At 65.9% G+C, this 23939-nt stretch carries 21 protein-coding genes and 1 tRNA gene; 11 read left to right on the top strand and 11 right to left on the bottom strand.

Going from position 1 to position 23939, the window contains the following annotated elements:
• The first annotated feature begins 175 nt into the window (after positions 1 to 175).
• Entirely contained in the window at positions 176 to 1594 is a 1419-nt protein-coding gene (locus FCE95_RS03485; protein ID WP_189644624.1) for an O-antigen ligase family protein, read from the top strand.
• Here FCE95_RS03485 and FCE95_RS03480 read toward each other — a convergent pair.
• Together FCE95_RS03480 and FCE95_RS03475 are read right to left on the bottom strand one after the other, a co-directional pair.
• Positions 1591 to 2181, bottom strand: a complete 591-nt coding sequence (locus FCE95_RS03480; RefSeq protein ID WP_137265589.1) for an energy transducer TonB — start codon at positions 2179 to 2181, stop codon at positions 1591 to 1593. The two genes, FCE95_RS03485 and FCE95_RS03480, sit on opposite strands and share 4 nt — an antisense overlap.
• A 99-nt stretch (positions 2182 to 2280) precedes the next feature.
• Positions 2281 to 2919, bottom strand: coding sequence for an energy transducer TonB (locus tag FCE95_RS03475; RefSeq protein WP_137265588.1), 639 nt, complete (start codon positions 2917 to 2919; stop codon positions 2281 to 2283).
• Between the two features lie 104 nt (positions 2920 to 3023).
• Between FCE95_RS03475 and serS the strand changes: the two genes are divergently transcribed.
• The gene (serS, locus tag FCE95_RS03470) at positions 3024 to 4304 is read left to right on the top strand and encodes a serine--tRNA ligase (RefSeq protein ID WP_137265587.1); all 1281 of its coding nucleotides are present in this window, start codon (positions 3024 to 3026) and stop codon (positions 4302 to 4304) included.
• A 129-nt stretch (positions 4305 to 4433) separates the two neighbouring features.
• Here serS and FCE95_RS03465 read toward each other — a convergent pair whose 3' ends face one another.
• Complete coding sequence (locus FCE95_RS03465) at positions 4434 to 5015, bottom strand: FMN-dependent NADH-azoreductase (protein WP_137265586.1); 582 nt, start codon at positions 5013 to 5015, stop codon at positions 4434 to 4436.
• Positions 5016 to 5125: 110 nt separating this feature from the next.
• Between FCE95_RS03465 and FCE95_RS03460 the strand changes: the two genes are divergently transcribed.
• Both FCE95_RS03460 and FCE95_RS03455 read left to right on the top strand, forming a co-directional pair.
• Complete coding sequence (locus FCE95_RS03460; RefSeq protein WP_137265585.1) at positions 5126 to 6127, top strand: LysR family transcriptional regulator; 1002 nt, start codon at positions 5126 to 5128, stop codon at positions 6125 to 6127.
• Positions 6128 to 6202: 75 nt separating this feature from the next.
• Positions 6203 to 6292, top strand: a tRNA-Ser gene (locus FCE95_RS03455).
• 73 nt (positions 6293 to 6365) lie between these two features.
• Here FCE95_RS03455 and FCE95_RS03450 read toward each other — a convergent pair.
• Positions 6366 to 6818 (bottom strand): fasciclin domain-containing protein, encoded by a 453-nt coding sequence (locus FCE95_RS03450; protein WP_137265584.1) that lies wholly within the window; start codon positions 6816 to 6818, stop codon positions 6366 to 6368.
• A 311-nt stretch (positions 6819 to 7129) separates the two neighbouring features.
• Here FCE95_RS03450 and FCE95_RS03445 point away from each other — a divergent pair, with 311 nt between their 5' ends.
• Positions 7130 to 7585, top strand: coding sequence for a hypothetical protein (locus tag FCE95_RS03445; RefSeq protein WP_137265583.1), 456 nt, complete (start codon positions 7130 to 7132; stop codon positions 7583 to 7585).
• Between the two features lie 45 nt (positions 7586 to 7630).
• Here FCE95_RS03445 and FCE95_RS03440 read toward each other — a convergent pair whose 3' ends face one another.
• Positions 7631 to 8332, bottom strand: a complete 702-nt coding sequence (locus FCE95_RS03440; protein ID WP_223266756.1) for an N-acyl homoserine lactonase family protein — start codon at positions 8330 to 8332, stop codon at positions 7631 to 7633.
• Between the two features lie 549 nt (positions 8333 to 8881).
• A complete protein-coding gene (locus FCE95_RS03435; RefSeq protein ID WP_189644623.1) occupies positions 8882 to 10375 on the bottom strand; it encodes a tetratricopeptide repeat-containing sulfotransferase family protein in 1494 nt (497 codons plus the stop codon).
• A 198-nt stretch (positions 10376 to 10573) separates the two neighbouring features.
• Between FCE95_RS03435 and xth the strand changes: the two genes are divergently transcribed.
• Positions 10574 to 11476 carry an exodeoxyribonuclease III gene (gene xth, locus FCE95_RS03430; RefSeq protein WP_317616466.1) on the top strand — a complete coding sequence of 301 codons (903 nt, stop codon included), beginning with the start codon at positions 10574 to 10576 and terminating at the stop codon, positions 11474 to 11476.
• Here the strand turns inward: xth and FCE95_RS03425 are convergent.
• Positions 11443 to 12252, bottom strand: coding sequence for an isocitrate lyase/PEP mutase family protein (locus FCE95_RS03425; protein WP_137265579.1), 810 nt, complete (start codon positions 12250 to 12252; stop codon positions 11443 to 11445). The two genes, xth and FCE95_RS03425, sit on opposite strands and share 34 nt — an antisense overlap.
• A 201-nt stretch (positions 12253 to 12453) precedes the next feature.
• The gene (locus FCE95_RS03420; RefSeq protein WP_189644622.1) at positions 12454 to 13359 is read right to left on the bottom strand and encodes a M28 family metallopeptidase; all 906 of its coding nucleotides are present in this window, start codon (positions 13357 to 13359) and stop codon (positions 12454 to 12456) included.
• Positions 13360 to 13453: 94 nt separating this feature from the next.
• Between FCE95_RS03420 and FCE95_RS03415 the strand changes: the two genes are divergently transcribed.
• Positions 13454 to 14347, top strand: coding sequence for a ZIP family metal transporter (locus FCE95_RS03415; protein ID WP_137265577.1), 894 nt, complete (start codon positions 13454 to 13456; stop codon positions 14345 to 14347).
• Positions 14348 to 14450: 103 nt separating this feature from the next.
• A complete protein-coding gene (locus FCE95_RS03410) occupies positions 14451 to 15098 on the top strand; it encodes a response regulator (protein ID WP_137265576.1) in 648 nt (215 codons plus the stop codon).
• Between the two features lie 69 nt (positions 15099 to 15167).
• Here the strand turns inward: FCE95_RS03410 and rne are convergent, their stop codons facing one another.
• Positions 15168 to 18458, bottom strand: a complete 3291-nt coding sequence (gene rne / locus FCE95_RS03405) for a ribonuclease E (RefSeq protein WP_137265575.1) — start codon at positions 18456 to 18458, stop codon at positions 15168 to 15170.
• 395 nt (positions 18459 to 18853) lie between these two features.
• On the opposite strand from rne, the gene FCE95_RS03400 reads away from it, so the two are divergent.
• Positions 18854 to 19816 (top strand): RluA family pseudouridine synthase, encoded by a 963-nt coding sequence (locus tag FCE95_RS03400; RefSeq protein WP_137265574.1) that lies wholly within the window; start codon positions 18854 to 18856, stop codon positions 19814 to 19816.
• Positions 19817 to 19979: 163 nt separating this feature from the next.
• On the opposite strand, the gene FCE95_RS03395 is transcribed toward FCE95_RS03400, so the two are convergent.
• Both FCE95_RS03395 and FCE95_RS03390 read right to left on the bottom strand, forming a co-directional pair.
• Positions 19980 to 21047, bottom strand: a complete 1068-nt coding sequence (locus FCE95_RS03395) for a DUF4189 domain-containing protein (RefSeq protein WP_189644621.1) — start codon at positions 21045 to 21047, stop codon at positions 19980 to 19982.
• A gap of 157 nt (positions 21048 to 21204) precedes the next feature.
• Positions 21205 to 21546, bottom strand: coding sequence for a 4a-hydroxytetrahydrobiopterin dehydratase (locus tag FCE95_RS03390; RefSeq protein ID WP_137265572.1), 342 nt, complete (start codon positions 21544 to 21546; stop codon positions 21205 to 21207).
• An 87-nt stretch (positions 21547 to 21633) separates the two neighbouring features.
• On the opposite strand from FCE95_RS03390, the gene FCE95_RS03385 reads away from it, so the two are divergent.
• Positions 21634 to 22230, top strand: coding sequence for an NfuA family Fe-S biogenesis protein (locus FCE95_RS03385; protein WP_137265571.1), 597 nt, complete (start codon positions 21634 to 21636; stop codon positions 22228 to 22230).
• Positions 22231 to 22246: 16 nt separating this feature from the next.
• On the top strand, positions 22247 to 23905 hold the full coding sequence (locus FCE95_RS03380; protein WP_137265570.1) for a hypothetical protein: 1659 nt from the start codon (positions 22247 to 22249) through the stop codon (positions 23903 to 23905).
• Positions 23906 to 23939 lie beyond the last annotated feature (34 nt).

Below are 23939 nucleotides of genomic sequence, written 5' to 3'. Positions count from 1 at the left end.
CAACGTGTTTGTGCCGGGGGGCGCGATGCGATCCCAGGGCCCGCCGCGATCGGCGGCAAGGCATCACGCTCCGTAGAATCGAGGACAAGCCCGTGTTTCGTGCAGTGCGATGGGATCCGGCAAGGATGGCGGAGAGGTATGTGCGACCGCGCGCGGCGCTTGCGATCGGGCGGGCATGATCGCCGTTCCCATTTCCGATACGCGCCGGAGCGTCGGTCCGCGCCTGCAATCGTTCGCGTTTGCGGCGCTGTGCTTCCTCGCTTTCTTTTCGATGACCGATCTCGGCGGCCAATTCAAGCCGGAATACGGGGCGGTGTTGGCGACGTTGCTGCTGATTCCAGCTTGGCGAGTCGCATGGCCGGAATTGCTGAAGCAACCGGTGGCGCGCTGGTTGGCGCTGTTCGTGGTTTTCGCGATCGCGCACGCCGTCTACGCTGCGGCGATTTTTCCGTCGCTCCCGTTCGCCAAGCAGATGAGCGCGGCCGCCGAACCGGTGCGTTTGGCGGTTTTCAGTTGCGTAGTCGGTTGGTGGTTGTCGCTGATGCCGCGACGCATGCCGTTGTTGTTCGCGCTGATGATCGCGGGATTGCTGATCGCGGTCGTCGCGTACATGCCTTGGCCGGAGATGTCGCAGGTCTGGGGCGGTCGGATCCGTCCGCGGTTCGGCATGCCGGAAAACCTCGGCGGCCTGCTCGCTGCGCTGGGTGGGTGGCTGTCGCTTTGTTTGCTGCTGAAAGCGTGGAACTCGCATGGCCGGTTCGGCCGGCGCCGCGGATTGATGTCGCTATGCCTGCTGGCGTACGTCGGCAGCTTTTCGGCGTTGTTGTTCTCGCAATCGCGCGGCGCATGGCTGGCTTTCGCGGCTACTCTGCCCGTGGCGATCGTGGGTCTCGGTTTCTGGTGGAAGCAGGGCGGCCGGTCCGCGGTGCCGTGGCTGCCTTTGCTCAGCATCGGCGTCGTATCGTTGTTGTTGGTGTTGGGCGCGCGCGACATCGTCGCCAAGCGGTTCGCAGGGGCGGAACAATTGATGCCCCACGCCATCGTAACTGCGGATGACGCGACGCCCACCGCGCTGGGCACGGCGTCTTATGGCGTTTCCGCGCCGGGCGCCAAGGCTGCCGGCTCCGGGGATGCGAAACGCACGGCCGATGCCAATAACCTAGCCGTGAGCGCCCGCATGGTGCTGTATCGGTTCGGAGTCGAACGCTGGAAGGAGCGGCCTTTGCTCGGCTGGGGTTTGCGCACCACTTCGACTTTGATCGCCAACGCCGGATTGGTGCTGGACGGGCAGCGCCACGCGCACCTGCATAGCGCTTATCTGGACGCGCTGGTGGGCATGGGATTGGTCGGCGCAGGTTTGTTGGCGGTTTTTCTGGCGCTGGCGGCGCGCGAGTTGTGGCTGGCTTGGCGCAGCGGCGTCGTGAGCAGCGTCGCCTTCGCGATGGTCGCCGGCTGCATCGGCATCGTCCTGGTCGCCAACGGCTTCGATTCGTTGGTGTGGCGTTACGACTACACGCGCGCGCCGCTGGAGATCGTCTTCGGTTGCTGCATCGCCTACGGTCTGATCAGGCGCAGGCGCGCAGCCGCGGACTAGCCTTTCTTCGGCAGGACGAAGTCGACCGGCACCCGGACGCTGCTCGCGATCGGCTTGCCGTCGCGCTTCGCCGGTGCGAACCGCCATTTGCGTACGGCACTCATCGCCGCGCGGTCGAGTTCGGGCGCGCCGCTGCGTTGTAGGAAATCGACATTGGTCGCGGTGCCGTCCGCGCCCACATCCACGCGCAATACGACCCGGCCGCTCAAGCCGCGGCGCTGCGCATCGCGCGGGTATTCCGGCTGCTCGTTCTGGGCGGCGAGCGGACGCGGCTCGGTGATGCGCGGAGACGCAGCCGGTTTGGGTTTGCGCGGTTTTTCCGCAGATTTGCGCTTGCGCGCTTCCGCTGCGGCTCGTTCGGTCTCGGCTGCGGCGGTCGCAGTTTCGCTGCCGGGAGCGGTGGCGGCGGGAAGCGCCGCTTCGGGTTGTTCGATTCCGCGTTGGCTGAACCACCACCAGCCCAAAAGCAGCAAAGCCACCAGCAGCAACAGCCATAGCACCGCACTGCTGCGTTTGGCAGGCCTGCGGTCGGCATCCGGGTTAGGCGATTGCGGCGTTTCGTTACGCTGGTCCGGCGGCTGGTTCATCGACCGCGCTCCCTTCGATTGATCGAAGGGAGTCTTGCACGGCGCTTTGTGGAAACGCCGTGAGCGAAAAGTAAAAGCGGCGTTTACATGAATGCGCGTTCAGTTGCGCATCGAAAACTCGATCGGCACCTCGATGCTGCCGGGCACCGCTCTGCCATCGATTTGGCCGGGCCGAAAACGCCAACGCCGTACGGCTTCGAGCGCGGCGCGATCCAATTCGCGCGTGCCGCTGCCTGCGACCACGGCGACCGAAGTAGGCACGCCGTCGATGCCGACCTCCGCGCGAACGCGCACCGTGCCGCTCAATCCGCGCCGTGCGGCCTGTGCCGGATAGCGCGGCGGCGGCATCTGGATCGGCACGGGCGTCGCCGTCGCAGCCGTGGCCGGCCCTTGCCGCGGCGGCGGCGCGGAGGCCGGGGGCGGCGGCGGGGCTCTTTCGATGATGCGCGCGGGTTCTTCCGGCGCCGTATCCGCGTCCGCCTGTCGCGATGTTTCGGCGCGGCCGTTCTCGCCGGCGGGCAGCGGCGCCGGCAGGGGCTCGTACTCGTTGCCGGCGCTGTCGGGGACGGCGGTCGGCGTCGCTCGGAAAAAATCGTTGTCGCGCTTGCCCGACCAGAGCGCCAGGAACAGCAGCAGGCCGATGCCGAAGGCGGCCGCGATCAGCAGCCAGGTGCGGAGGGAAAGCCGCCAGAACGGCGTGCGGGCGCTCGGGGGAGCGGACTGCGGGGTCGTGCTCATGAGGCGGAAATTCGGGCGGGGACGCCGCATTTTTGCACAGCCGTGCCGCAAGAGGCCGCGACACGCGATAATCCGCTTCCCACGACGCCCCACGACGCTATCCGATGCTCGATCCCCAATTGCTTCGCCACCAGCCCGCCGAACTCGCCGAACGCCTGCACCGCTCGCGCGGCTTCGATCTCGACGCCGCGGCGCTGGAAAGCCTGGAGAGCGAGCGCAAGCAGATCCAGGTGCGCACCCAGGAGCTGCAGAATCTACGCAACACGCGCAGCAAGGCGATCGGGCAGGCCAAAGCCAAGGGCGAGGACGTGTCCGCGCTGATGGCCGAAGTGGCCGGCTTCGGCGAGGAACTGAAGGCCAGCGAAGCGCGATTGGAATCGATCCGCGAGGCGATCGAGGCGATCGCGCTGGGCATTCCCAATCTGCCGGACGAGAGCGTGCCGGACGGCGCGGACGAGACCCAGAACGTCGAGCAGCGCCGTTGGGGTACGCCGCGCGCGTTCGATTTCGCGGTCAAGGACCATGTCGAACTCGGCGCGCGCAACGGCTGGCTCGACGGCGATGTCGCGGCCAAATTGTCCGGCGCGCGTTTCACCGTGCTGCGCGGCGGATTGGCGCGGCTGCATCGGGCGCTGGCGCAGTTCATGCTCGACCTGCACGCCGGCGAGCACGGCTACCAGGAAACGAACGTGCCGCTGATCGTGAATGCGGATTCGATGCGCGGCACGGGCCAGCTGCCGAAATTCGAGGAAGACCTGTTCGCGACTTCGGTCGGCGAGACCAAGCGCTATTTGATCCCGACCTCGGAAGTGCCGCTGACCAACATCGTCCGCGACGAGATCGTCGACGACGCCTCGCTGCCGCTGCGCATGACCGCGCACTCGATGTGCTTCCGCGCCGAAGCCGGCAGCCACGGCCGCGACACGCGCGGCATGATCCGCCAGCACCAGTTCGAGAAAGTGGAACTGGTGTCGATCGCGCGCCCCGAGGAAAGCGACGCCGAACACGAGCGCATGACCCGCTGCGCCGAAGTCGTGCTGGAGAAGCTGGGCTTGCCGTACCGCCGCGTTTTGCTGTGCAGCGGCGACATGGGCTTTTCGGCGCGCAAGACCTACGATCTGGAAGTCTGGCTGCCGTCGCAGGACACGTACCGCGAAATTTCATCGTGCTCGAATTGCGGCGATTTCCAAGCCCGCCGCATGCAGGCGCGCTGGCGCAATCCCGCCACGGGTAAGCCGGAATTGGTGCATACGTTGAACGGCTCCGGCGTCGCCGTCGGCCGCGCCTTGATCGCGGTGATGGAGAACTACCAGAACGCGGACGGTTCGATCGGCGTTCCGGAAGTTTTGCGTCCTTACATGGGCGGCGTGGACAAGATCGCCTAGCTTTTCGTAGAGTCGAGCCTGCTCGACGGCTTGTGCCTTGCCTTCATCTTTTGTAGAGCGGAGCTTGCTCCGCTGCTCTTCATCGCTGCCCGGAAAGCAGTCGAGCCTGCTCGACTCTACCGAGAGCCGTTACGCGGCTTTGGGCAGCGGCGCGGCAATCGCCGCGTGCGCCTTCGCCAACGCTTCGGCGCGATGCTCGGGCGACAGGCCCACGCCCTCGGCGCGTACGAACTGCACGTCCTTGATGCCGATGAAGCCGAACAGGAAGCGCAGGTACGGTTCCTGGAAATCGCTCGGCGCATCGTCGCCGTGCGCGCTGCCGCGGCCGGTGGCCACGATCACCCGCTTGCCGCCGGCCAGGCCTTCGGGCCCTTTCTCGGTGTAGCGGAAGGTCTTGCCGCGCACGGTGATGCGGTCGATCCAGGCCTTCAGCGTGGAGGGGATGGCGAAGTTGTACATCGGCGCGCCGATCACGATCACGTCGGCTTCCAGGAACTGCCGCACCATGCCGTCGTCCTTCTCGTTGCAGATCGCATCGCTCCGGGCCAGGGTGCGGGCGGTCAGGTGCGGGATCGGCCGGGCGTCCAGGTCCAGGTATTCGACTTCCAGGCCGGCGGTGGCTTCCTGCCAGCGCGCGACGATCGCCGCGGTGAGTTCCCGGGTCACGGAGTGGTCGCCGAGGGCGCTGGAATCGATGTGGAGCAGTTTCATGGTTATTTCCGGGTTCGGCGGGGGCCGCCATGCGGAAATGATGGGTTGTTGCCTTTTTGGGATAAAGATGGCCTAATATCCCGTAGCGTTCTGGTAATGGAATTATCGCCATGCAAGATCTCAACGACCTGTATTACTTCTCCGCCGTCGTCGATCACGGCGGTTTCGCCGCCGCCGAGCGCGCGCTGGGCATTCCGAAATCGCGCCTGAGCCGGCGCATCAGCCAATTGGAAAACGATTTGGGCGTGCGCTTGCTGCAGCGATCCACGCGCCGCTTCGCCGTGACCGACGTCGGCCAAAGCGTGCACCGCCACGCGCAATCGATGTTGGCCGAAGCGCAGGCCGCGCGCGAAGTGGTGGATAGGCTAAGCGCCGAACCGCGCGGCGTGGTGCGCGCCAGCGTGCCGGTCGGCTTGGCCCAACAGCAGATGCCGGCGCTGTTGCCCGAATTCCTGGCCAAATATCCGCAGGTGCGCGTGCAGTTGCACGTCAGCAATCGCCGCGTCGACGTGATCAACGAAGGCTTCGACGTCGCCGTGCGCGTGCGTTCGAAGTTGGACGACGACGGCAGCCTGGTGATGCGCAGCTTCGGCCAGATCCAGGAATTGCTGGTCGCCAGCCCGAAATACCTGGATCGCGCCGGCCGTCCGACCGAGCCGGAACAATTGCACGACCACGTCACGCTGACGATGAACGAAGACGAGGCGCGCCAACGCTGGGAATTGCAGCGCAACGGCGAGACCCGCCGGGTCGAACTCAAACCGCGCGTGTCCGGTTTCGATTTCCCGATGCTGATGGCCCTGGCCAAGGGCGGCCTGGGCATCACCATGCTGCCGGAAACCTTATGCGCCGACGCGGTGCGCAGAGGCGAGCTGGAAGTGGTGCTGCCGGAATGGCGCCTGCCGCAGGGCATCGCCCATGCCGTATTCGCTTCGCGCCGCGGCCTGCTGCCGGCGGTGCGCGTGTTCATCGACTTCCTGGCGGAGAAGCTGCCGCCGCTGATCGAGTCCTCGCGCTTGGACTGCCAGAACTGCCAGAAGGGCAAGGCCGTCGAAAAAGCCAAGCCCGGCAAGCGCGGTGCCGAAGAAGCGGCGCATGCGACAATCGCCTGAGCGGGGTAGGGTTCGCCTTCGATGACTAATAAAAAACCGGCCGCGCAATGCGGCCGGTATGTTGAGTAAGTAACCGGAGAGGTGGCCGAGCGGTTTAAGGCACCGGTCTTGAAAACCGGCGATGGGTCAAACCATCCGTGGGTTCGAATCCCACCCTCTCCGCCATATCCTCCGCATCGCGGCTATGGCCAAGACCACGACGAAACGGCGACGGACTTCTCCGTCGCCGCTATGGGCGTTACTTGGAGAGCGGAGCGGCCGGCATGTTTACTTTGTCGATTCCGTGAATCACGCCGTTGCTTGAAGCGATGTCCGCGGCGGTCACCTGAGCGCCGTCGATAACGACCTTGTCGTCGACCAGCTTCACCGGAGCGGCTTGGCCATGCACCGTCCTGGCCGACTCCCATTTGCCGACATCGGCCGAACTCTTGAGGCCGCTCACGACGTGGTAGTTGAGGATGGAAACCAGCTCATCCTTGTTTTCAGGCTTGAACAGATTCTCGAGCTTGCCTTGCGGCAGTTTTTCGAAAGCCGCATCGGTCGGGGCGAAAATGGTGAACGGGCCAGGGCCGCGGAAGGTGTCGCTCAGGCCCGCTTTTTCAACGGCTTTGCCGAAAGTCTTGAACGTGCCGTTGGCGGCTGCCGCGTCGAGGATGTTGGAGGTGGGCTGGGCGTTGGTGGGATTGTTCATAAAAGTAATTCCTTTATGGTGATTCGAAAGCGATCGAATCAAGAGCGGCCGAAGCCGAGACTTCCGCTGTCGGCAGAAGCGCGATGCTCAGTGCGAGAAGGAAGGAGATGAATTGCCGCTGCGCGGCTGAGTGACCGTCGCGACGTTGCGTCGCTAAGCCTTTGGAGCATGCGCCATGTCGTGTTACCGCGCTGTTATCCGAACTACCGTCCGTCGGATAGTTGCCCTCTTGAAAATCCGGCAGCGCATAGTCGTGCGCTCCGATCGGTAGCTATCGAGATGATTTCGCTCCGCACTTCGGGAACAGTACGATGAAAACGCCCAAGCCACATCGCAGGGTCGGCTCGCTTGCGATCGCGGAACACAACTGCGCATGGGCGGCAAAAGATACGGGAGGGGAAGACTGGCGCGCAGAGTCGTCCGCATCCATGCTTGGGCGATCGTCGCAAACGGGTCTTCTGCAGAAGAGCTTTTGGTCGGTCGGAAGCTTCATCGCTCACGAGTGGGGCTCGTGGAAAGGCACCAGGATGCTGAGCTTGAAGCAGCTTTACGCTGAGTTGCTCGCATCGTCGTTTCTGGGCGACGAAGGCGACGCTGAGGGCCGAGCCTTGATTGCATTGGTCGCCGGGGATTTGCAAGACGCGGAATTATGGCCGATCCCGGACCGCGGACCGGGATCCGCCCGGCCGCTGAGCGAATGGCGCGCCCGTTATGGCGGAATCGATCGCTATCTGCGATATGTAGGCAAAGTTTCGGTGACGACGTAAGCGCGGTCTATCCGCGTCCGACTGCGATCTATCTCGGCTGCGCATTCATTCGGCGGCTTCCGGAAATGCCGGCAACTTCCCGACATCCTTCTCCTCGTGCTGGATGATCAGAGTCGCGTGCAAATTCTCCGCGAGCTTCTTGAAGCGGTCCATCGAGGCCAACGAATCCGCGCGATTGGTGTTGAACGAAGGCACGCCCATCGTCTCCATATTCTCGCGCAAATGCACCACGTCCCCGGATAGCAGCACGGGGCCGCGCTTGGGCAGCTGCACCAACAAGCCGTGATGGCCCGGAGTGTGCCCGGGCAAGTCGAGCATCACCACGCTGCCGTCGCCGAACACGTCGAAATCGCCTTTCACCTTTTCGACCTTGGCGCCTTTGCGCAGCCAAGGCGAGAGCAGCTTCGTGCGCTCTTCGTGCCCCGGCTTGCCGAACACCGCGAAATCGCCTTCGCCGATCAGCAGTTTCGCCTGCGGAAAGTCCGCCGCTTGGCCGATATGGTCGAAGTGGTAGTGGCTGATGCCGATCCGCGAGACTTGCGACGGTTTTACGCCTATTTTTGCGAGCTGATCGACCACCGTCGCGGCGAGCGAGTTGGAATCTTCGGCGCCCTCCGCGTAAGGCTTGCCTAGGTACTCCTTGGACAAGCCGGTATCCCAGAGCAAGTAATCGCCGCCATGCCGGATGAGATAGCAGCTGCCCACGAATTTCTTGCTTTTGCCGACGTAGGCGCGCGTGTCGGACATCTCGTCAAGGTTGTAGGTCCATAGCGTCCCGCAATCCAAACGCCACAAGCGGAGATCGGGTTTCGGTGCAGGGGCGGCTGCGGAAAGCGAGAGAGGGGACGCAAGCAAAGCGATTGCGATGCGGAGGCGCAAGTTCATAGCCGTTCCACCGACGTTGGGCAGGGTGCGATGCAGGCGATTGTACGTGGCTGCGCCGCGCAACGATAACCAATGCCGCTTCTCCAGGCCCGACCGATAGCGGGCTAAGGGGCCGCCTAATGCGCGTGGCTGCGCGTGCCGGCTAGGCGGATGCTAATGCCGGCACGCGGCTTCGATGGCCGCTTGCCGTTCGGGTCGCGCTTGCATCGAGGCGGCCCATCCTCAACCCCCAAAGGATCCGCACGAATGTCATTCCTGTTCTTTTCGTTGTTCGCAGTCTCGTCTTCTTTCGGCGTGCAGCCGGTACCGGCCACGCCGGGTACGGTCGTGGAGTGTCCGGCACCCGTCGTGCCGCCTGAGGCGTAACAGGGCAATCGCGGCAGGTCGAGCGAAAGCTTCGACCTGCCGCGTTCATGAGCCAATCGAAGCCGCCCGATCCAAGCGTTCCTGCAAAGGCTGCAGATACGCCTCGTATTTCCGCCAAGCATTCACCCCGCGGCGATGGATCGGTTGCCGCACTTGGGAACTGCTGGCGGTCGCCACCGCAGTCCGGTTCCGGGTGATGTCGACGCTGTCCGGTTCGAACGCCAACCCGCAGAATCCTGCGATCCTATCCGACGCCGACAGGGGATCGGACACCAAATCTTCGTAATCCACCGTCAAGAAACGTTCGGGCATGGCGCGTTGCCAGTGATCGCATAACGCGGAGAAACGGGCGTAATGGTCCGCCAGTTCGGCCTGGTCGTAGCTGTAGCCGTAAGCGGCATTCGTGAAAAGTTCTTTCAGGTTGGAAAAGCAGGCGTCCATCGCGTTGCGCCGCAAGCACAGGATCTTCGCTTGCGGCAGCGCCTTCGCGACGTGGCCGGCATACGCGAAATTCATCGGGTTCTTGTCGATCAAATAGCGACCGCCCGCATAGCGGTCCGCGGTGCGCCGTAGATATTCGTCGCCGACGCCGGCTAAGTCGATGGCTCGCAGGCGTTCGAGCCAGGCCGGAGTAGGCGAAGAAGGGACGAAGCCGTCCGTCGCCAGGCATAACGCGGTGTTGAAGTCCCGCAATTCGCCGCCGGCCGCCGCTCGGCTCTGATTGCCTAGGATGCGTTCCAATAGCGTCGTGCCGGTGCGCGGCATGCCGACGACGAAGATCGGAACCCGGTCCGGGTTCGGCAGGGTAGAGCGGGGATCGTGGATGAAGTCCGCATCGACGGACCGCATAACCGCTTCGAAATCCGCTTGCTCCGCCGCGGAATCGTATCGCAAGGTTCGCCGCTTGATCTGTGCGCCGGCCATGAGGTGCCGCCAGGCCGAATCGGCATCGTCCGCCGCGTCGTATTCCTTGAACAGCGCGTAATGCAGATAAGCCTGGTCGGGCGATGCGGGATCCAGCGCGGCCTGCGTCTTCTCGATCCGTTCGATGCGCGACAGCGGCGGGTCCGAGGCCTGGTGATAGGCCAGCGCCCAATGCGCATGGACATAGTTCGGTTGCAGGCTCAGGCATCGTTCGTATTCCGCCGTCGCTTCGTCCAGGCGGCCGGTGTAGCGCAAGGCGTTGGCGCGGGCGTAACTCAAGTGCTCGCTGTCGGCCGCTTTCGCGAAGACCGCATCGATCAGATCCAGGGCCATGTCCGCGCGATCGGTCAAATACAACTGCTGCGCCAATAACGGCGAATTGCGGGCGATCTCTACGCTGCTCCAGTCGGCGGCGCGGATCAGGCCGTGCAGCGCTTCGCCTTCGTCGAAGGCGAGCAGGCGGGCGGTTACCGAGCCGATTTGGCTCCAGCGGCCGCTGCGCACCGCGTCCGCGGCGGCGAGCGCGTGTTCGCGCGAGCGGCGGTAATGGCCGAAGGCTTGTTCCAGCAGGGACAGCCGCATGCGGACGTACAGGCGGCCCGGTTCGGCACGCAAGACGGATTCGTAAATCGCATGCGCCGCGGCAAGATCGCCTGCGATTTCCAGGTCGCGAGCTCGCCGCAGCTGGGGTTCGAAGGGATCGCGCACACGGCCGAGCATAATCGGAATCCGCCATCGGCGGGCCGGTGCGTTCGCGTCGACTTGACGCGCTTAAGGTATGTTCCGATGACTCGCTCGCGCCGGAAAGTCGCCGTGCCAACCAAGAAGAATCCAGCCGCAAAGCCGCTGAAATTGGCCACCTACAACGTCAACGGCATCCGATCGAGGCTGCCGCACCTGCTGGCTTGGCTGGACGAAGAGGCGCCGGACATCGCCTGTTTGCAGGAGTTGAAGGCGGTCGACGAAGGCTTTCCGGCTGCCGACATCCGCAAAGCCGGCTACGGCGCGCTGTGGCACGGCCAGCGCTCCTGGAACGGCGTCGCGATCTTGGCCCGGGGCGCCGATCCGGTGGAAATCCGGCGCGCGTTGCCTGGCGACCGCGCCGACGACCAAAGCCGCTATCTGGAAGCGGCAGCGCACGGCATCGTGGTCGGCTGCCTGTATTTGCCGAACGGCAATCCGCAGCCCGGACCGAAGTTCGACTACAAGTTGAAATGGTTCGACCGCCTGAACCGTCACGCGGAGTCGCTGTTCGCCAGCGGACATCCGGTCGCCTTGGTAGGGGATTTCAACGTCGTGCCCACCGACTTCGACATCTACAACCCGGCGTCCTGGCGCAAGGATGCATTGCTGCAGCCGGAAAGCCGCGCGCGCTACGAAGCACTGCTCGCGCAGGGGTGGGTCGATGCCTTGCGCGAAACGCACCCCGGGGAAAGGATCTATACGTTCTGGGATTATTTCCGCCAGCATTGGCCGCGCAATGCCGGCTTGCGCATCGACCACATCCTGTTGAACGCCGAACTCGCGTCCCGGTTGCAGGAAGCGGGGGTGGATCGCTGGGTGCGGGATCTGCCCAAGGCGAGCGATCACGCGCCGGTATGGGCGCGGCTATCGGGCCGGAAAGCGGCGAAGAAGGCGCGCAAGCGGAGCCCGTCCGCGGATGAGGCAACGGGCGCCGAAGGTCAGTCCGCGAACCAGGCGTTGATGTCGGAGTAGCCCATCGCGTCCTGGATCAACGGCGCCGATACGCCATCGGCCAGGAAGCGTTTCGCCAGACCGGCCACGCGCGTGTAGGCCGAAGCGGTGAGATAAGGGCCGGCGCTGAGCCGGCGCACGCCCCAATCCTGCAGTTCGCGTGCGCCGGGAAAGGCGGGACGCGCCATCACGTTCAAAGGCAGGTCCACCCCCGAAGCGATGGCGCGGATGTCGTTTTCCGCGACTACGCCGGGAACGAAGAATCCGTCCGCGCCGGCGTTGCGATAGGCGCGGCCGCGCGCCAAGGTTTCCTCGACGCGCCTCGGCTCCGGCGCCAGACCCGCGAGGTAGACGTCGGTGCGTGCATTGACGAACAACTCGCCGCCGGCCTTCGCTGCTGCGCTCTTGATCGCTTCGATCTTCGCGCAGAGCAGAGCGGGCGACCCGTTGCCGTCTTCGAGATTGATGCCCACCGCGCCGGCATCGATCAATCTCAGCGCGTTGTCGGCGACGGTGGCCGGGTCGTCCGAGTAGCCCGATTCCATGTCGGTGGTGAGGGGAACCTTCAAGACGCGCGCCATGTTGGCGACGGCGTCCGCGAGCTTGGCCAGCGGCAGCGCATCGCCGTCGGGATAACCCAAGGACCAGGCGACGCCCGCGCTGGTGGTGGCGATCGCTTTCGCGCCTTGGTTCTCGATCAATTTGGCGCTGCCGGCGTCCCAGGCGTTGGCCAGCAGCAATAGGCCGTTCTGGTGGAGGCCGTGGAAGATGCGGTTGTTTTCTGAGGTAAGAGCCATCGAAGCGTCCCGATGCGTGAGGTCTCCATGATGTCATGCCCGGGGTCGTGACCGCTGGCCGTTTTCGGACACACTAAGGGGACCGTTTTTTGTAGGAGCGGCTTCAGCCGCGAGCTCTTTCCTTCAAATCGCGACATCGCCGCGATTTCAGAGAAAAGGCTCGCGGCTGAAGCCGCTCTTACAGGCATCGGGCGCCGAACCCTATCGGCTGTCGGCATCCCAGACGCGCAACGCGGCTTCCACCGCATCCACACCCTTCGCGGCTTCGGTCGCGTCGAGCTGGGCGAGCGTGTCGTTGTCGCTGTGGATCACTTGCATCACTTTCGGCGCAGGGTCGACTTTCTTGCCCGCGAATTCGTCCAGGATGCCGGAAATCTCGCTGCGCCCGACCAGCGAATACGACACCGCCGGCCAGCCCGCTTTCTGGAAGGCGAGGTGATCGGTGGGCGGATAGGCTTTGCCAGCGTTCAACGCGATGCCCGAAGTTTCGGTGGCGCTGCGGCTCGCCGCCACCAGCGGATGCGCTTCGTCCAGGGTCTGCATCCACAAGGCGTCGCCCCAGCCGAACACGTCGAAATTGACGTACAGCGCGGGCTTGTCCTTGCCGTCGGCGACGTAGGCGCGCGAGCCGAGCAGGCCCAGTTCTTCCAAATCCCAGAACGCGACGCGCACCCGGTGATGTTGCAGCGGGCGCTGCTTCAAGCGTTGCGCCAGCGCCAATACGGCCGCGCTGCCGGATGCGTTGTCGGTGGCGCCGCGCCCCGCTTCGACTTTGTCCGAATGCGCACCGATCAGCAGCAAGGGCGCGTCGGCAGGACCGCCGACATCGGCGAACAGATTCACGCCTTCGCGCTTGTCGATCGCGAAAGGCTTGCGCTCCGCCTTAAGCCCGGAGGCGGCGAGCGCGCTTTCGATCGCCGCACGCCGCCCGGCGTTATCGGCGGCCGAAGAAATCGCGGTGACGTCGGCCAGCCAGGCTTCTGCGCCGGCGGCAGGCGCGGCGACAGCGGCCTTCTCGCGCGCGGCGACGGGCGCAAGCGATGCGCAAACGGCCAGCAGCGCAGCGGCGAGCAATGCGGAACAAGCGGAGCGGACGGATATCGGCATGGGAACCCCCTGGAATCGAGCCTCTAGTGTGCACGATTCGCGTGTTCTCCGGCCCGTGCTACCCAGCCCACCGGCGTTGTGGTCAGATGGCGGCATGCACAGCCCTTCGCTGCCGCCCGCCGCCGTATTCCGCCGTTGGCTCGGCATGGGGATCGTCGTGCTGGGCTTGTTCGCGATGCTGCAGGGGTTGTGGCAGCACCTGCGTTCGGACTATCCGGCGCCGGTGTTCAACGCTTTCCTCGGCGGATCGATGGCGGCGATCGCCACCGCGTTGGGCGCGTTGCCGGTCTGGTTCTCGCAACGGCTGTCCGATCGCGTGCAGGACACGCTGTTCGGTTTCGGCGCGGGCGTGATGCTGGCGGCGTGCTCGTTCTCGCTGATCGTGCCGGCGATCGCTACGGCCGAGGCGCGCGGCGCCGGCAATTGGGGCGCGGGCTTGATCGTCGGCGGCGGCATCGTCCTGGGCGCGGCTTTGTTGCTGCTGATGGAGCGCCTTCTGCCGCACGAGCATTTCATCAAAGGCGTGGAAGGCCACGCGGCGCGCGCGTTGCGGCGCACCTGGCTGTTCGTTTTCGCGATCGTGCTGCACAACCTGCCGGAAGGCTTGGCGATCGGCGTCGGTTACGCCGGCACCGATCCGGTGCGCGCCGGCGCGCTGGCGATGGGCATCGCGATCCAGGACGTGCCCGAAGGCCTGGTCGTGGCGGTGGCGTTGGTATCGGCCGGCTACAAGCGCGGGCTGGCGGTGGCGATCGGCATGGCCTCGGGGCTGGTGGAACCGGTGGGCGCCGTGATCGGCGCGGCGGTGATCGGCCTGTCCGCGGCGCTATTGCCCTGGGGGTTGGCTTTCGCGGCCGGCGCGATGCTGTTCGTGATCAGCCACGAGATCATCCCCGAATCGCACCGCAAAGGACACGAAGCGTTCGCGACCGGCGGCTTGATCGTCGGTTTCGTGTTGATGATGTTGCTCGATACCGCGCTCGGTTGAATCGCATGCCGTCCGTCCTCCGGAATCTTTTATTCATGGCCTCCGCCCTTGCCAAGCCTGCGGCCGCCGCCTACGCTGACGGCGGGAGAGTGGAGTTGTACGGATGACGATTCGCGTCTTTCTGGTCGACGACCATGTCCTGGTCCGCACCGGGATGAGGATGATCCTGGGCGGGGAAGTCGATATCGAAGTGGTGGGCGAAGCCGACAGCGGCGAAGAAGCGCTGCCCAAGATCCGCAAATTGAAACCCGATGTCGTGCTGTGCGATTTGCACCTGCCCGGCGTCAGCGGGCTGGAAGTGACCGAGCGCGTGGTCAAGGGCGATCACGGCACGCGGGTGATCGTGGTGTCGGTGCTGGAAGACGGGCCGATGCCCAAGCGTTTGCTCGAAGCCGGCGCGTCCGGTTACGTCGGCAAAGGCGGCGACAGCGCGGAATTGCTGCGCGCGGTGCGCGACGTGGCGCGCGGCAAGCGTTATTTGGCAAGCGGCGTGGCCCAGGCGATGGCGTTGTCCGGCATGCAGGGCGGCGGTTCGCCGTTCGAAGCCTTGTCGGCGCGCGAGATGGAAATCGCCTTGTTGCTGACCCAAGGCTTGCGCCAGGAAGACATCGCCAAACGCCTGAGTTTGAGCGCGAAGACCGTCAATACGCACAAGACGCGCTTGTTCGAAAAGCTCGGCGTGGGCGACAGCATCGCGCTGGCCCGGCTGGCCGGCCAATACGGATTGAGCAATCCCGCACACGCGGTCTGAGCCCAGTCCGCGCGGAAACCGTATTTATCGGGAAAGCAGGGACGGTTCGTGCGAACCGTCCCCGCTGGGTCAAACGCCGTGTTCGCCTTCTCGCGGCGCTTCGTCGCCCGCATCCGCGGCGGACGGCGGACGGGCCGCCGCGGTGCGGTCCTGTTCCTCGTCTGCAGCGAGCGATACCGGGGTGCCGCCGAACAATAGGTCCTGCGTCGGTGCGGCGCTGTCCTTCTTTTCCAGATCCGTTGCGACCGGAGTTTCGGTGCGCAGCGCTTCCGCGGGCGACTCGGGTTTCGCGGCGGCCGGCTCCGACAAGGACTTGATCGTCGGCCGATAGGCGCTTTCGGCCAAGGACACGGCGATCGCGGCGGATAAGGGCAGGGCATGGATGCCTTCGCCCTGCTGCGGCGCGCGCGCGACCGGGCGCGAGACGCTCGGCGCGCTCTCGCGCGGCTTGTCGGCCGCGTGCGTGTTCTCGTCCACGGCGGGCTTCGCGCTTTCGACCGCGGGTGATGTCGGCTCTGTGGTTACCGATGCGACTTCCGTCGCTGCTTGAGCGGCGGGTTCGAGCGTCGCGGGTTCGGATGCCGTAGGCGCGACGGACTCGGACGCCATCTGAGCCGCGGCCGCCGCGGCATCGGTTTGTTCGATGCGCGAAGGCGCCGGAGCGGTTTCGATGGCCGCCACCGCTTCCGCAGCCGCGTCGGCCGGGGGAAGTGCGGGTTCGACGACCGGCGCATGCGCCGGTTCGACGGCCGCTGCGACGGCGACAGGCGCCGCGACGGTTTCGGCTTCGATCGCCGGCGGTTGTGGCGCGACGGTCACCGCGGGTTCGTTGCGCACGACCGGGGCAGGTTTTGTTTCCGCGACGGTCGGTTGCGGATCGTCGAAATCGAACTCGGGCTGCGAGCGATGCGCGGCGACGGCGTCCTCGTGCGCGGTTTCGCCGGCGCCCGACTCCTCGTGCGCAGCGCCTTCCGCGCCGCCACGGCGGCGGCGGCGGCCGCCGCGACGGCCGCGGCGGCGGCGCGCGCCTTCCGCATGCTCGTTCGCTTCGGTTGCGGCGTCGGCGGCTTCTGCGGCGGGCGATGCCGCAGCATCGGTCTCGACGACGGGCGTGGCGTGCTCGACCGCGAGCGCTGCGGCGGCGGGCGCCGCTACCGCGACGGTCGCTGCAGGCGAGGTTTCGACCGCGGCGGGCTTGTCGGCGATGGCCGCAGGCTTGGGCTGCGCATTCGGCTGCTGCGCCGGTGCGGCTTCCGACAGCTCAGGCTTGGGCGGCCGCGCTTCGCGTTGAGGATCCTGCGGCTTGTTCTGCTTTTGCGGCTGCTGTTGCTTGGGCTGGTTTTGCTGCTGCCCCTGTTTTTGCTGCTGTTGCTGCTTGGGCGGATTCTGCTGCTGACCCTGCTGCTTTTGCTGCTTGGCCTGCTGGTTGCCTTGCTGCGCTTGCTGCTGTTGCCCGCCGCGCTGCTTTGGCTGATCTTCGCGCTTCTGATCGTCGCGGCGATCGCGGCCTTGCTGCTGCGGCTTGCCGCCATTGCGGCCGTCGCGGCGCGGGTTGTTGCGGTCGTTGCGTCCGCCGCGGTCCTGATAAGCCTGAGCCGGCGCGGCGGCCGGCGCCTGCGCGGCGGGAGCTTCGCCGCCGAACAGATTCATCAAACGCGCGAAGAAACCGGCCTTGGGCCTGGGCGCAACCGCGATCGGCGCAGGCACCGGCGCGTAAGCCGGACGCGCTTCCTCGCGCGGCTCTTCGCGCAGCGGGGCCGGCTGCAGCGGCTTGACGTTGGTCACCGCCGGCGCGGGCGGAATGTTCAGATGCGCCTTGGTCAGCGCATGCGTGGCCAGTTTGCGCGGGGTGCCGCGTTGATAGCTGGGCTTGCTGGTCTCTTCGCTCAGCTCGTTCTCGCGGATCCGGGTGACTTCGTAGTGCGGAGTTTCCAACTGGTCGTCGGCGACGATCACGATCGGCGCGTCGTGGCGCTGTTCGATTTCGGCCAGCGCGCGGCGCTTCTCGTTGAGCAGGAAGTTGGCGATCTCGGTCGGCGCCTGCACCAGCACCTGGCCGGTGTTCTCCTTCATCGCGTGCTCTTCGGTCACGCGCAGGATCGACAGCGACAGCGATTCGACGCTGCGCATGCGGCCGTGGCCGTCGCAGCGCGGGCAGACGATCTGGCTGGCCTCGCCCAGGCTCGGGCGCAGGCGCTGGCGGCTCATTTCCAGCAGGCCGAAGCGCGAGATGCGGCCGATCTGGACGCGGGCGCGGTCGTACTTCAGCGCGTTCTGCAGCCGGTTCTCGACTTCGCGCTGGTGCTTGTTCGAGGCCATGTCGATGAAGTCGATCACCACCAGCCCGCCCAGGTCGCGCAGGCGCATCTGGCGGGCGACTTCATCGGCCGCTTCGCAATTGGTGTGGAACGCGGTTTCCTCGATGTCGCCGCCCTTGGTGGCGCGGGCCGAGTTGACGTCGATCGCGGTCAGCGCTTCGGTCTGGTCGACCACGATGGAGCCGCCGGACGGCAGCCGCACCTGGCGCTCGTAGGCGTTTTCGATCTGCGATTCGATCTGGAAGCGGTTGAACAGCGGCGTGTCGTCGGTGTAGTGCTTGAGCTTGCGCAGGTTGTGCGGCATCACCTGCTGCACGAATTCCTTGGCTTCCTCGTACATTTCCGGCGCGTCGACCAGGATCTCGCCGACGTCCGCGCGCATGTAGTCGCGCAGGGCGCGGATGATCAGGCGCGACTCCTGGTAGATCAGGAACGGCGCCGGCTTGGTCAGGGCGGCTTCGGCGATCGAGCGCCAGACCTGGAGCAGGTAGTCCAGGTCCCACTGCAGCTCTTCGGCGTCGCGGCCGACGCCGGCGGTGCGGATGATCACCCCCATGTCGTCGGGGATGGTCAGCTTGTCCATCGCTTCCTTCAGCGCGGCGCGGTCGTCGCCCTCGATCCGGCGCGAAACGCCGCCGGCGGTGGGCGAGTTGGGCATCAGCACCATGTAGCGGCCGGCCAGGGAGATGAACGTGGTCAGGGCCGCGCCCTTGTTGCCGCGTTCTTCCTTGTCGACCTGGACCACGACTTCCTGGCCCTCGCGCAGCAGTTCCTTCAGGCCGGCCTTATGGTGGTCGACGCCGGCTTGGAAGTAGTCGCGGGAAATTTCCTTCAGCGGCAGGAAGCCGTGGCGTTCGGCGCCGTAATCGACGAAGGCGGCTTCCAGGGAGGGCTCGAGGCGGGTGATCTTGCCCTTGTAGATATTGGATTTCTTTTGTTCTTTGGACGGTTGCTCGATATCGATGTCGTAAAGGGTCTGTCCGTCGACGATGGCGACGCGCAGCTCTTCGGCCTGCGTCGCGTTGATCAGCATGCGTTTCATGGTTCGCGTTCCTCGCGCGCTCTCGCACGCGGAACGCCGGGGCGTTTCGCCTGGATACTGCTGGGCGCCGGCCGCGCAAGCGCAGCGGCGACCTGGGTTTCCAGCGCTACAACACCACGGCGGACCGCGGGAGCGCTTCTTGCTAAATGTTGTTGCGGGCCGGCGGCGGTATCGGCCTGAGCCTTCACGCGCCGCACGGGTCGTTGTTCAGCGCCGATGTCTGACGCATCGGGCGATGTCCGGGCTTGCCGCTGAGCCGCTAACATGGCCGCCCCTGAGGCGGTGGTTGCGCACTGCGCGAGGATCGATGGAAGGGCGGGCTTTCGGCCCGGGGTAACTTCCAGCGAAATCAAACCCTTATCTCGCATCGCGAGTGTATCAGACCAAGACTGCAGATGCCCCATTCAGATGAGCCACGCCGGCCGGCCGGGACCGCCCATACGGTCCGAATCAGCGAAGACCGTGACGGCCAGCGCCTGGACAACTTCCTGCTCGGCTACCTGAAAGGCGCCCCGCGCAGCTTGATCTACAAGCTTTTGCGCTCCGGTCAGGTGCGGGTGAACGGGGGGCGCAGCAAGCCGGAGCGCCGGCTGGAAGGCGGGGATGAGGTCCGGATTCCGCCGGTCCGTCTCGAGGAGCCCGGAGACAAAGGCACGCCCGCCAAGGGCCTATTGGATGCCATGGCGGCCAGCATCGTCTTCGAAGACGCCCGGTTGCTGGCGATCAACAAACCCTCCGGCGTGGCCAGCCACGGCGGCAGCGGAATCAGCTTCGGCGCGATCGAGACCCTGCGCGCGCTGCGGCCGAAGGAGTCGTTGGAGCTGGTCCATCGGCTGGACCGGGATACCTCGGGCCTGCTGATCGTCGCCAAGAAGCGCTCGGCGCTGACCGAACTGCAAGCGCTGATGCGCGAGGACGGCGGCATCGCCAAGCGCTATCTGGCCTTGTTGGTCGGCCGGATGCCCGACGGGGTGATGAGCGTCGATGCGCCATTGCATGTCGGCCTGCGCCAGGGCGGCGAGCGGCACGTGCAGGTGAACCCTTCCGGCAAGGCCTCGCTGAGCCATTTCCGGGTGCTGGAACGGCGCGGCGGGCAATCCTATTGCGAGGTGCGGATCGAAACCGGCCGCACGCATCAGATCCGCGTCCATGCCGAGCACATCGGCCATCCGGTGGCGGGCGACGACAAATACGGCGACGAAACGATCAACAAGAAATTGCGCGAACAGGCCGGATTGAAGCGGCTGTTCCTGCATGCGGCTTCGCTGGAATTCGCTTTGGACGGCGGCCGCGCGCCTTATGTCTTGAACGCACCGCTCGCATCCGAACTGGTCGATGTGCTCGACCGCCTGGCTTGACCGCTTGTAGAGCGGAGTTCGCCCGCTGCTGTTCGCTTTCGCCCGTTTTGTAGAGCGGAGCTTGCTCCGCTGATCTTCTTTTCAGGGCCGAAAAGCGGCGGAGCAAGATCCAGGGCAACGAAGCAGGCTCGGCTCCGCAAAACGGCGGCAGCCGGTGTTGGCGCTACTGCTGCGCAGCCATCTCCGACAGGGTTTTAACGCATTCGGCGAAACCCACCTGGCACTGCTGCAGGCCGCCGCTCTTGCATTGCTTCAGCGCGGCCTGGCCGGCGAGTTCCTTGTTTTTGGCTTTCGCGGCGAAATCCTGTTGCACGTGTCGCGCGTCCACGCCGCCGACGATGGCGAAGCATTCGCCGGTGCGCGCGGCGACCAGCGTCTGGCAATCGCTCTTGCCGCAGGTCTGCCTGGCTTGAGCCGCGGACACGCCCTCGACCATCCCGATCCCGGTGCCGCGCGCCCCGCTGTTGCGGCCGAAGGCATAGGCCATCCATAGCGACGATCCGTCGGGTTTGGCCGGGCTCTGGCCGCTGCGCATCGATGTCGGCTGGGACAGGAACTGCGCCGTCATCGGGTTATAGGCGACCTGCGGCGGCTGCACTTCGGATTTGCCGGCCAGCTTGGGCGAAATCGCGCCGAGCAGACCGCCTTTGCGCTTGAACGCCCGCAACTTGGAACCCAGCGATTGCTGTCCGGTGCCGGCCTCGCCGGTGCGGATGTCGACGTAATCGTAACCGCTGCAAACCCGGTCCCGCTCGTCGGCCCGGCAGCCGTTCGCGCCGCCGGCCTTGCAGGCGTTCATCGCCTTCTGCTGGACCAGTTTCGGCTTCGCGTCGTCGGCCCAGAACAATTCGCCCTGGTCGCCGCGCGCCAGCGCCACGCAAGTGTTGCGGTAGATCGCTACCAGATCGCACTGCTTGTCGCCGGCGCAGGCCTGCTTCATCCGTTCCAGCGCGTCGATCGGACGATAAACGTATTCGACGTGATGGATCTGCCCCGTCTGCATATTCGCCGCGATCGCGCCCCAATAATCCGAGGCGCGGTTGGCGTCGTCGGCTGCGGCGTCTTCGGCATCGGCCTTGGCCCATTCGGCTTCTTTCGCCGCGTAGATCGCGAACTGCTCTTCCATGAAGTTCTGGCAGGGCAGGAGCCTGCCGCCGCTGGCCGGACACATCTGTTGGGCCTGAGCGGGCAGCGACAGCCCGAGCAGCAGCGCGATCAGTCCGTATTTCATCGGGTCTTCCATGCGGGAACGTGCCGCGCAGGATCGGTGCGGCGGTGCGCGTCGGACAAGCGATATGGGACTAACGCATCGGCAGCGGTGACCGGTGGCTTCGACTTGCGCAGCGGGGCTGCGCCTGAGGCGGTGATTTGGCCCTGCTTGCCGCGATTCAGTCGGCCAGGCTGTCCGCCTTGGCGGCGCAAATGAAGTCGTTTTCGCTCAGCCCGCCCACGTCGTGGGTGGAATAGCGCACCACGCAGCGGTCGTAATGCACGCTCAGGTCGGGGTGGTGGTCTTCGCGGTTGGCCATATGCGCCAACGCGTTCACGAACGACATCGTCCGGTAGTAGTCCTTGAACGTGAACGTGCGAGTCAGGGCATGGCCATTCTCGGCGAGCTCCCAACCGGGGATTTCGGGCAGCAGTTCGCGCACCCGGGCCTCGCTCAGCTTGTGCTCGCTGCCTTTGCGGGGCAGGCAATGGGCCTGGGCGAGCGGGATCAGGTCGGACATGACGGACTCCTAACGAATGGCAAACGCGATTCATGCTGTGCTAGACAGCGTACGAACGGCGTGACGCAAGCCCGGTAGAATACGCCCATGATCCAGATTTCCGAATCCGCCCAGTCCCACTTCCGCCGGTTGATCGAACGCGAAGGCCTGCCGGGCCTGGGCGTGCGCCTGGCCGCGGTCCAGCCCGGCACGCCCGGCGCCGACGTGCGTCTGGAATTCGCCGAGCCGCAGGACCTGCGCGGCGACGAATGGGCGATCGATTGCGAAGGCTTCACCCTGTGGCTGGAAGCCGACAGCGTGCAATACCTGGACGGCGCCGAGATCGACTACGCCGCGCTCGCCACGGGCGGCCAGTTGCAGATCCGCGCGCCGAAGATCAAAGGCCAGGCGCCGGCCGAATCGGCTTCGCTGGTCGAGCGGGTGCGCTGGACGGTGGAGAACGAAATCAATCCGCAGCTCGCCCAACACCGCGGCCATGTATCGGTGCAGGAAGTCACCGCCGACGGCGTGGTGGTACTGCGCTTCGGCGGCGGCTGCCACGGTTGCGGCATGGCCGACGTCACTTTGAAGCAGGGGATCGAAAAAACCTTGATGAGCAAGGTACCGGGCGTGACTGCGGTGCGCGACGCGACCGATCACGACACCGGCCAGGCGCCGTACATCGCCCGCGACGCCGCGGCATAACCGGACCGCGGCGCGAGTGTTCTCCTCGGCCGAACTGATCGAAGCCCTGCGCCGACGAACGCGCAGGTCGCTGCGGCCCGAGCGGCCGCCGGGCGAATTCCCGCCCGGTTGGACCGAGTGGTTCGCCGCGATGATCGCGCAGGCCGGCGCGGTCACCGGCGCCGCCGCCGACGCGATCGTCGCCATCTTCCTGCAGCGCGAACCGGCGTTGCCGCCGCGCGCTTCGGCGGTGCTGGGGCGCTGGAAAGCGTTCGGCACGCTGTGGCGGCAGCAATGGCATCCGGCCAGCCGCGACGAGCGCTGGGTGCGGTTCGTCGCGATCGTGGTCAGCGCCATCGCGCACGTGTTTTTCGCGGCGATGCTGCTGATCCTGGCCTACACCAGCTTCAACGAGACGGCCGGCGCGCTCGACGACGTCGCCGTGCGCGTGCAATTCATCGGCCAGGGCGCGCCGGAAGAAGAGGGCGGCGGTCCGCCTTCGCCGCGGCCGCCGGTGCCGCAAACCGACACGCAAACCGCGCAGCAGCCGCAACCGGCGCAGCCGCCGCGGCCGCAATTGAACGAGGTGGAGACGCCGGCCAGCAGCGTCGAGGCGCCGCAGGTCGAACCGCTGCAGCGCGAACAGCCGCAGTTGGCCGAACAAACCGTCGAGCCCGCCGCGCAGCAACCGCTGCAGGTGACCGAAACCGCGCGGCCCGACGAAACCCGGTTCCGCCTGCCGCCGCCGCAGCCGCGCCCGATCCAGGCGACCGTGCAGCCGAGCGTGGAAGTCCCGACCTTGCGCAGCCAGGTCGAAGCGATTCCCACGCCGCGCGCGCCGGCGCCGGTGCGGCCGATCGATCGCGAGCAACCGCAACGCCAGATCGCCGTGCCGCAGATCGCCGAGCAGGCGACCGCGATCGAAGTGCCGCAGCCGCTGCCCGCGGTGCGCACGCGCGAATTGCCGCAACCGACGACGGCGCGCGCGCAAGTGCAGGTGCCTTCGAGCGCGGCGCAACCCGAATCGCTGCCGATGCCGCCCGGCGCGACCGCCGCCGCGCAAGCGCCGAGCAGCGTGACGGCGCAACCTTCCGGCGCGGCGCAAGCGCCTTCGGCGCAAACCAGCGGCACGCAACCGGCGTCGACCGCGACCGGGAGCGCCGCCGCACCCAAACCCGGCGGTTTCCCCACGCCGGCGAAAGGCGACGATTGGGGCGACGCGAAGCGCAATGTCGCGGGCCAACCGAGAGGCGGCGACCAGGCCGGCGCTAAACCGGGTTTGTTCAACGCCGACGGCAGCGTGCGCTTGCCGCCCGGCGCGTCTATCGAAAGTCCTAAGCAATACGGCAATGCGCCCGGCTCGAAGGAGCAGCACATCGCCGATCTGGATCGCGCCGGCAAGTGGCTGGAGCGCCCGCGGTTCGGCTACGATCCCACGCGTTTCGAAAAATATTGGGTACCGCACGAAACCTTGTTGCAGGAATGGGTGCGCAAGGGCATCCAGAAGCTGTCGATTCCGATTCCGGGCACGTCCAAGCGGATCGAATGCGTCGTGTCGTTGCTGCAAGTGGGCGGAGGTTGCGGCGTGAGCGACAGCGAGAAATTGTTCGAGCAACCTTCGAGCGGCCGACCGCCGCCGGACATCCCGTTCAAGCCCGAGTTGCAGGAAGACCAGGACGCGTTGAAGAAGCCGTAAGCGCCCGCCGTATTGCGTTACAATCGCGGCGTAC

The sequence above is a fragment of the Luteimonas gilva genome (assembly GCF_005239095.1).
GTDB lineage: Bacteria > Pseudomonadota > Gammaproteobacteria > Xanthomonadales > Xanthomonadaceae > Luteimonas_C > Luteimonas_C gilva.
Note: the sequence above shows the minus strand (reverse complement) of the source record. Positions and strands in the feature narration are given on the sequence as shown.

What these genes read in the sequence shown, in the direction of transcription:
- FCE95_RS03445 (WP_137265583.1), top strand. Translation starts at nt 7,130, where the DNA reads ATGAAAACGCCCAAGCCACATCGCAGGGTCGGCTCGCTTGCGATCGCG.
- FCE95_RS03415 (WP_137265577.1), top strand. Translation starts at nt 13,454, where the DNA reads ATGCACAGCCCTTCGCTGCCGCCCGCCGCCGTATTCCGCCGTTGGCTC.
- FCE95_RS03425 (WP_137265579.1), bottom strand. Translation starts at nt 12,252, where the DNA reads ATGGCTCTTACCTCAGAAAACAACCGCATCTTCCACGGCCTCCACCAG.
- FCE95_RS03460 (WP_137265585.1), top strand. Translation starts at nt 5,126, where the DNA reads ATGCAAGATCTCAACGACCTGTATTACTTCTCCGCCGTCGTCGATCAC.
- serS (WP_137265587.1), top strand. Translation starts at nt 3,024, where the DNA reads ATGCTCGATCCCCAATTGCTTCGCCACCAGCCCGCCGAACTCGCCGAA.
- FCE95_RS03485 (WP_189644624.1), top strand. Translation starts at nt 176, where the DNA reads ATGATCGCCGTTCCCATTTCCGATACGCGCCGGAGCGTCGGTCCGCGC.
- FCE95_RS03410 (WP_137265576.1), top strand. Translation starts at nt 14,451, where the DNA reads ATGACGATTCGCGTCTTTCTGGTCGACGACCATGTCCTGGTCCGCACC.
- FCE95_RS03440 (WP_223266756.1), bottom strand. Translation starts at nt 8,332, where the DNA reads ATGTCCGACACGCGCGCCTACGTCGGCAAAAGCAAGAAATTCGTGGGC.
- FCE95_RS03390 (WP_137265572.1), bottom strand. Translation starts at nt 21,546, where the DNA reads ATGTCCGACCTGATCCCGCTCGCCCAGGCCCATTGCCTGCCCCGCAAA.
- FCE95_RS03475 (WP_137265588.1), bottom strand. Translation starts at nt 2,919, where the DNA reads ATGAGCACGACCCCGCAGTCCGCTCCCCCGAGCGCCCGCACGCCGTTC.
- FCE95_RS03465 (WP_137265586.1), bottom strand. Translation starts at nt 5,015, where the DNA reads ATGAAACTGCTCCACATCGATTCCAGCGCCCTCGGCGACCACTCCGTG.
- FCE95_RS03480 (WP_137265589.1), bottom strand. Translation starts at nt 2,181, where the DNA reads ATGAACCAGCCGCCGGACCAGCGTAACGAAACGCCGCAATCGCCTAAC.
- FCE95_RS03420 (WP_189644622.1), bottom strand. Translation starts at nt 13,359, where the DNA reads ATGCCGATATCCGTCCGCTCCGCTTGTTCCGCATTGCTCGCCGCTGCG.
- FCE95_RS03450 (WP_137265584.1), bottom strand. Translation starts at nt 6,818, where the DNA reads ATGAACAATCCCACCAACGCCCAGCCCACCTCCAACATCCTCGACGCG.
- FCE95_RS03400 (WP_137265574.1), top strand. Translation starts at nt 18,854, where the DNA reads ATGCCCCATTCAGATGAGCCACGCCGGCCGGCCGGGACCGCCCATACG.
- rne (WP_137265575.1), bottom strand. Translation starts at nt 18,458, where the DNA reads ATGAAACGCATGCTGATCAACGCGACGCAGGCCGAAGAGCTGCGCGTC.
- FCE95_RS03385 (WP_137265571.1), top strand. Translation starts at nt 21,634, where the DNA reads ATGATCCAGATTTCCGAATCCGCCCAGTCCCACTTCCGCCGGTTGATC.
- FCE95_RS03395 (WP_189644621.1), bottom strand. Translation starts at nt 21,047, where the DNA reads ATGAAATACGGACTGATCGCGCTGCTGCTCGGGCTGTCGCTGCCCGCT.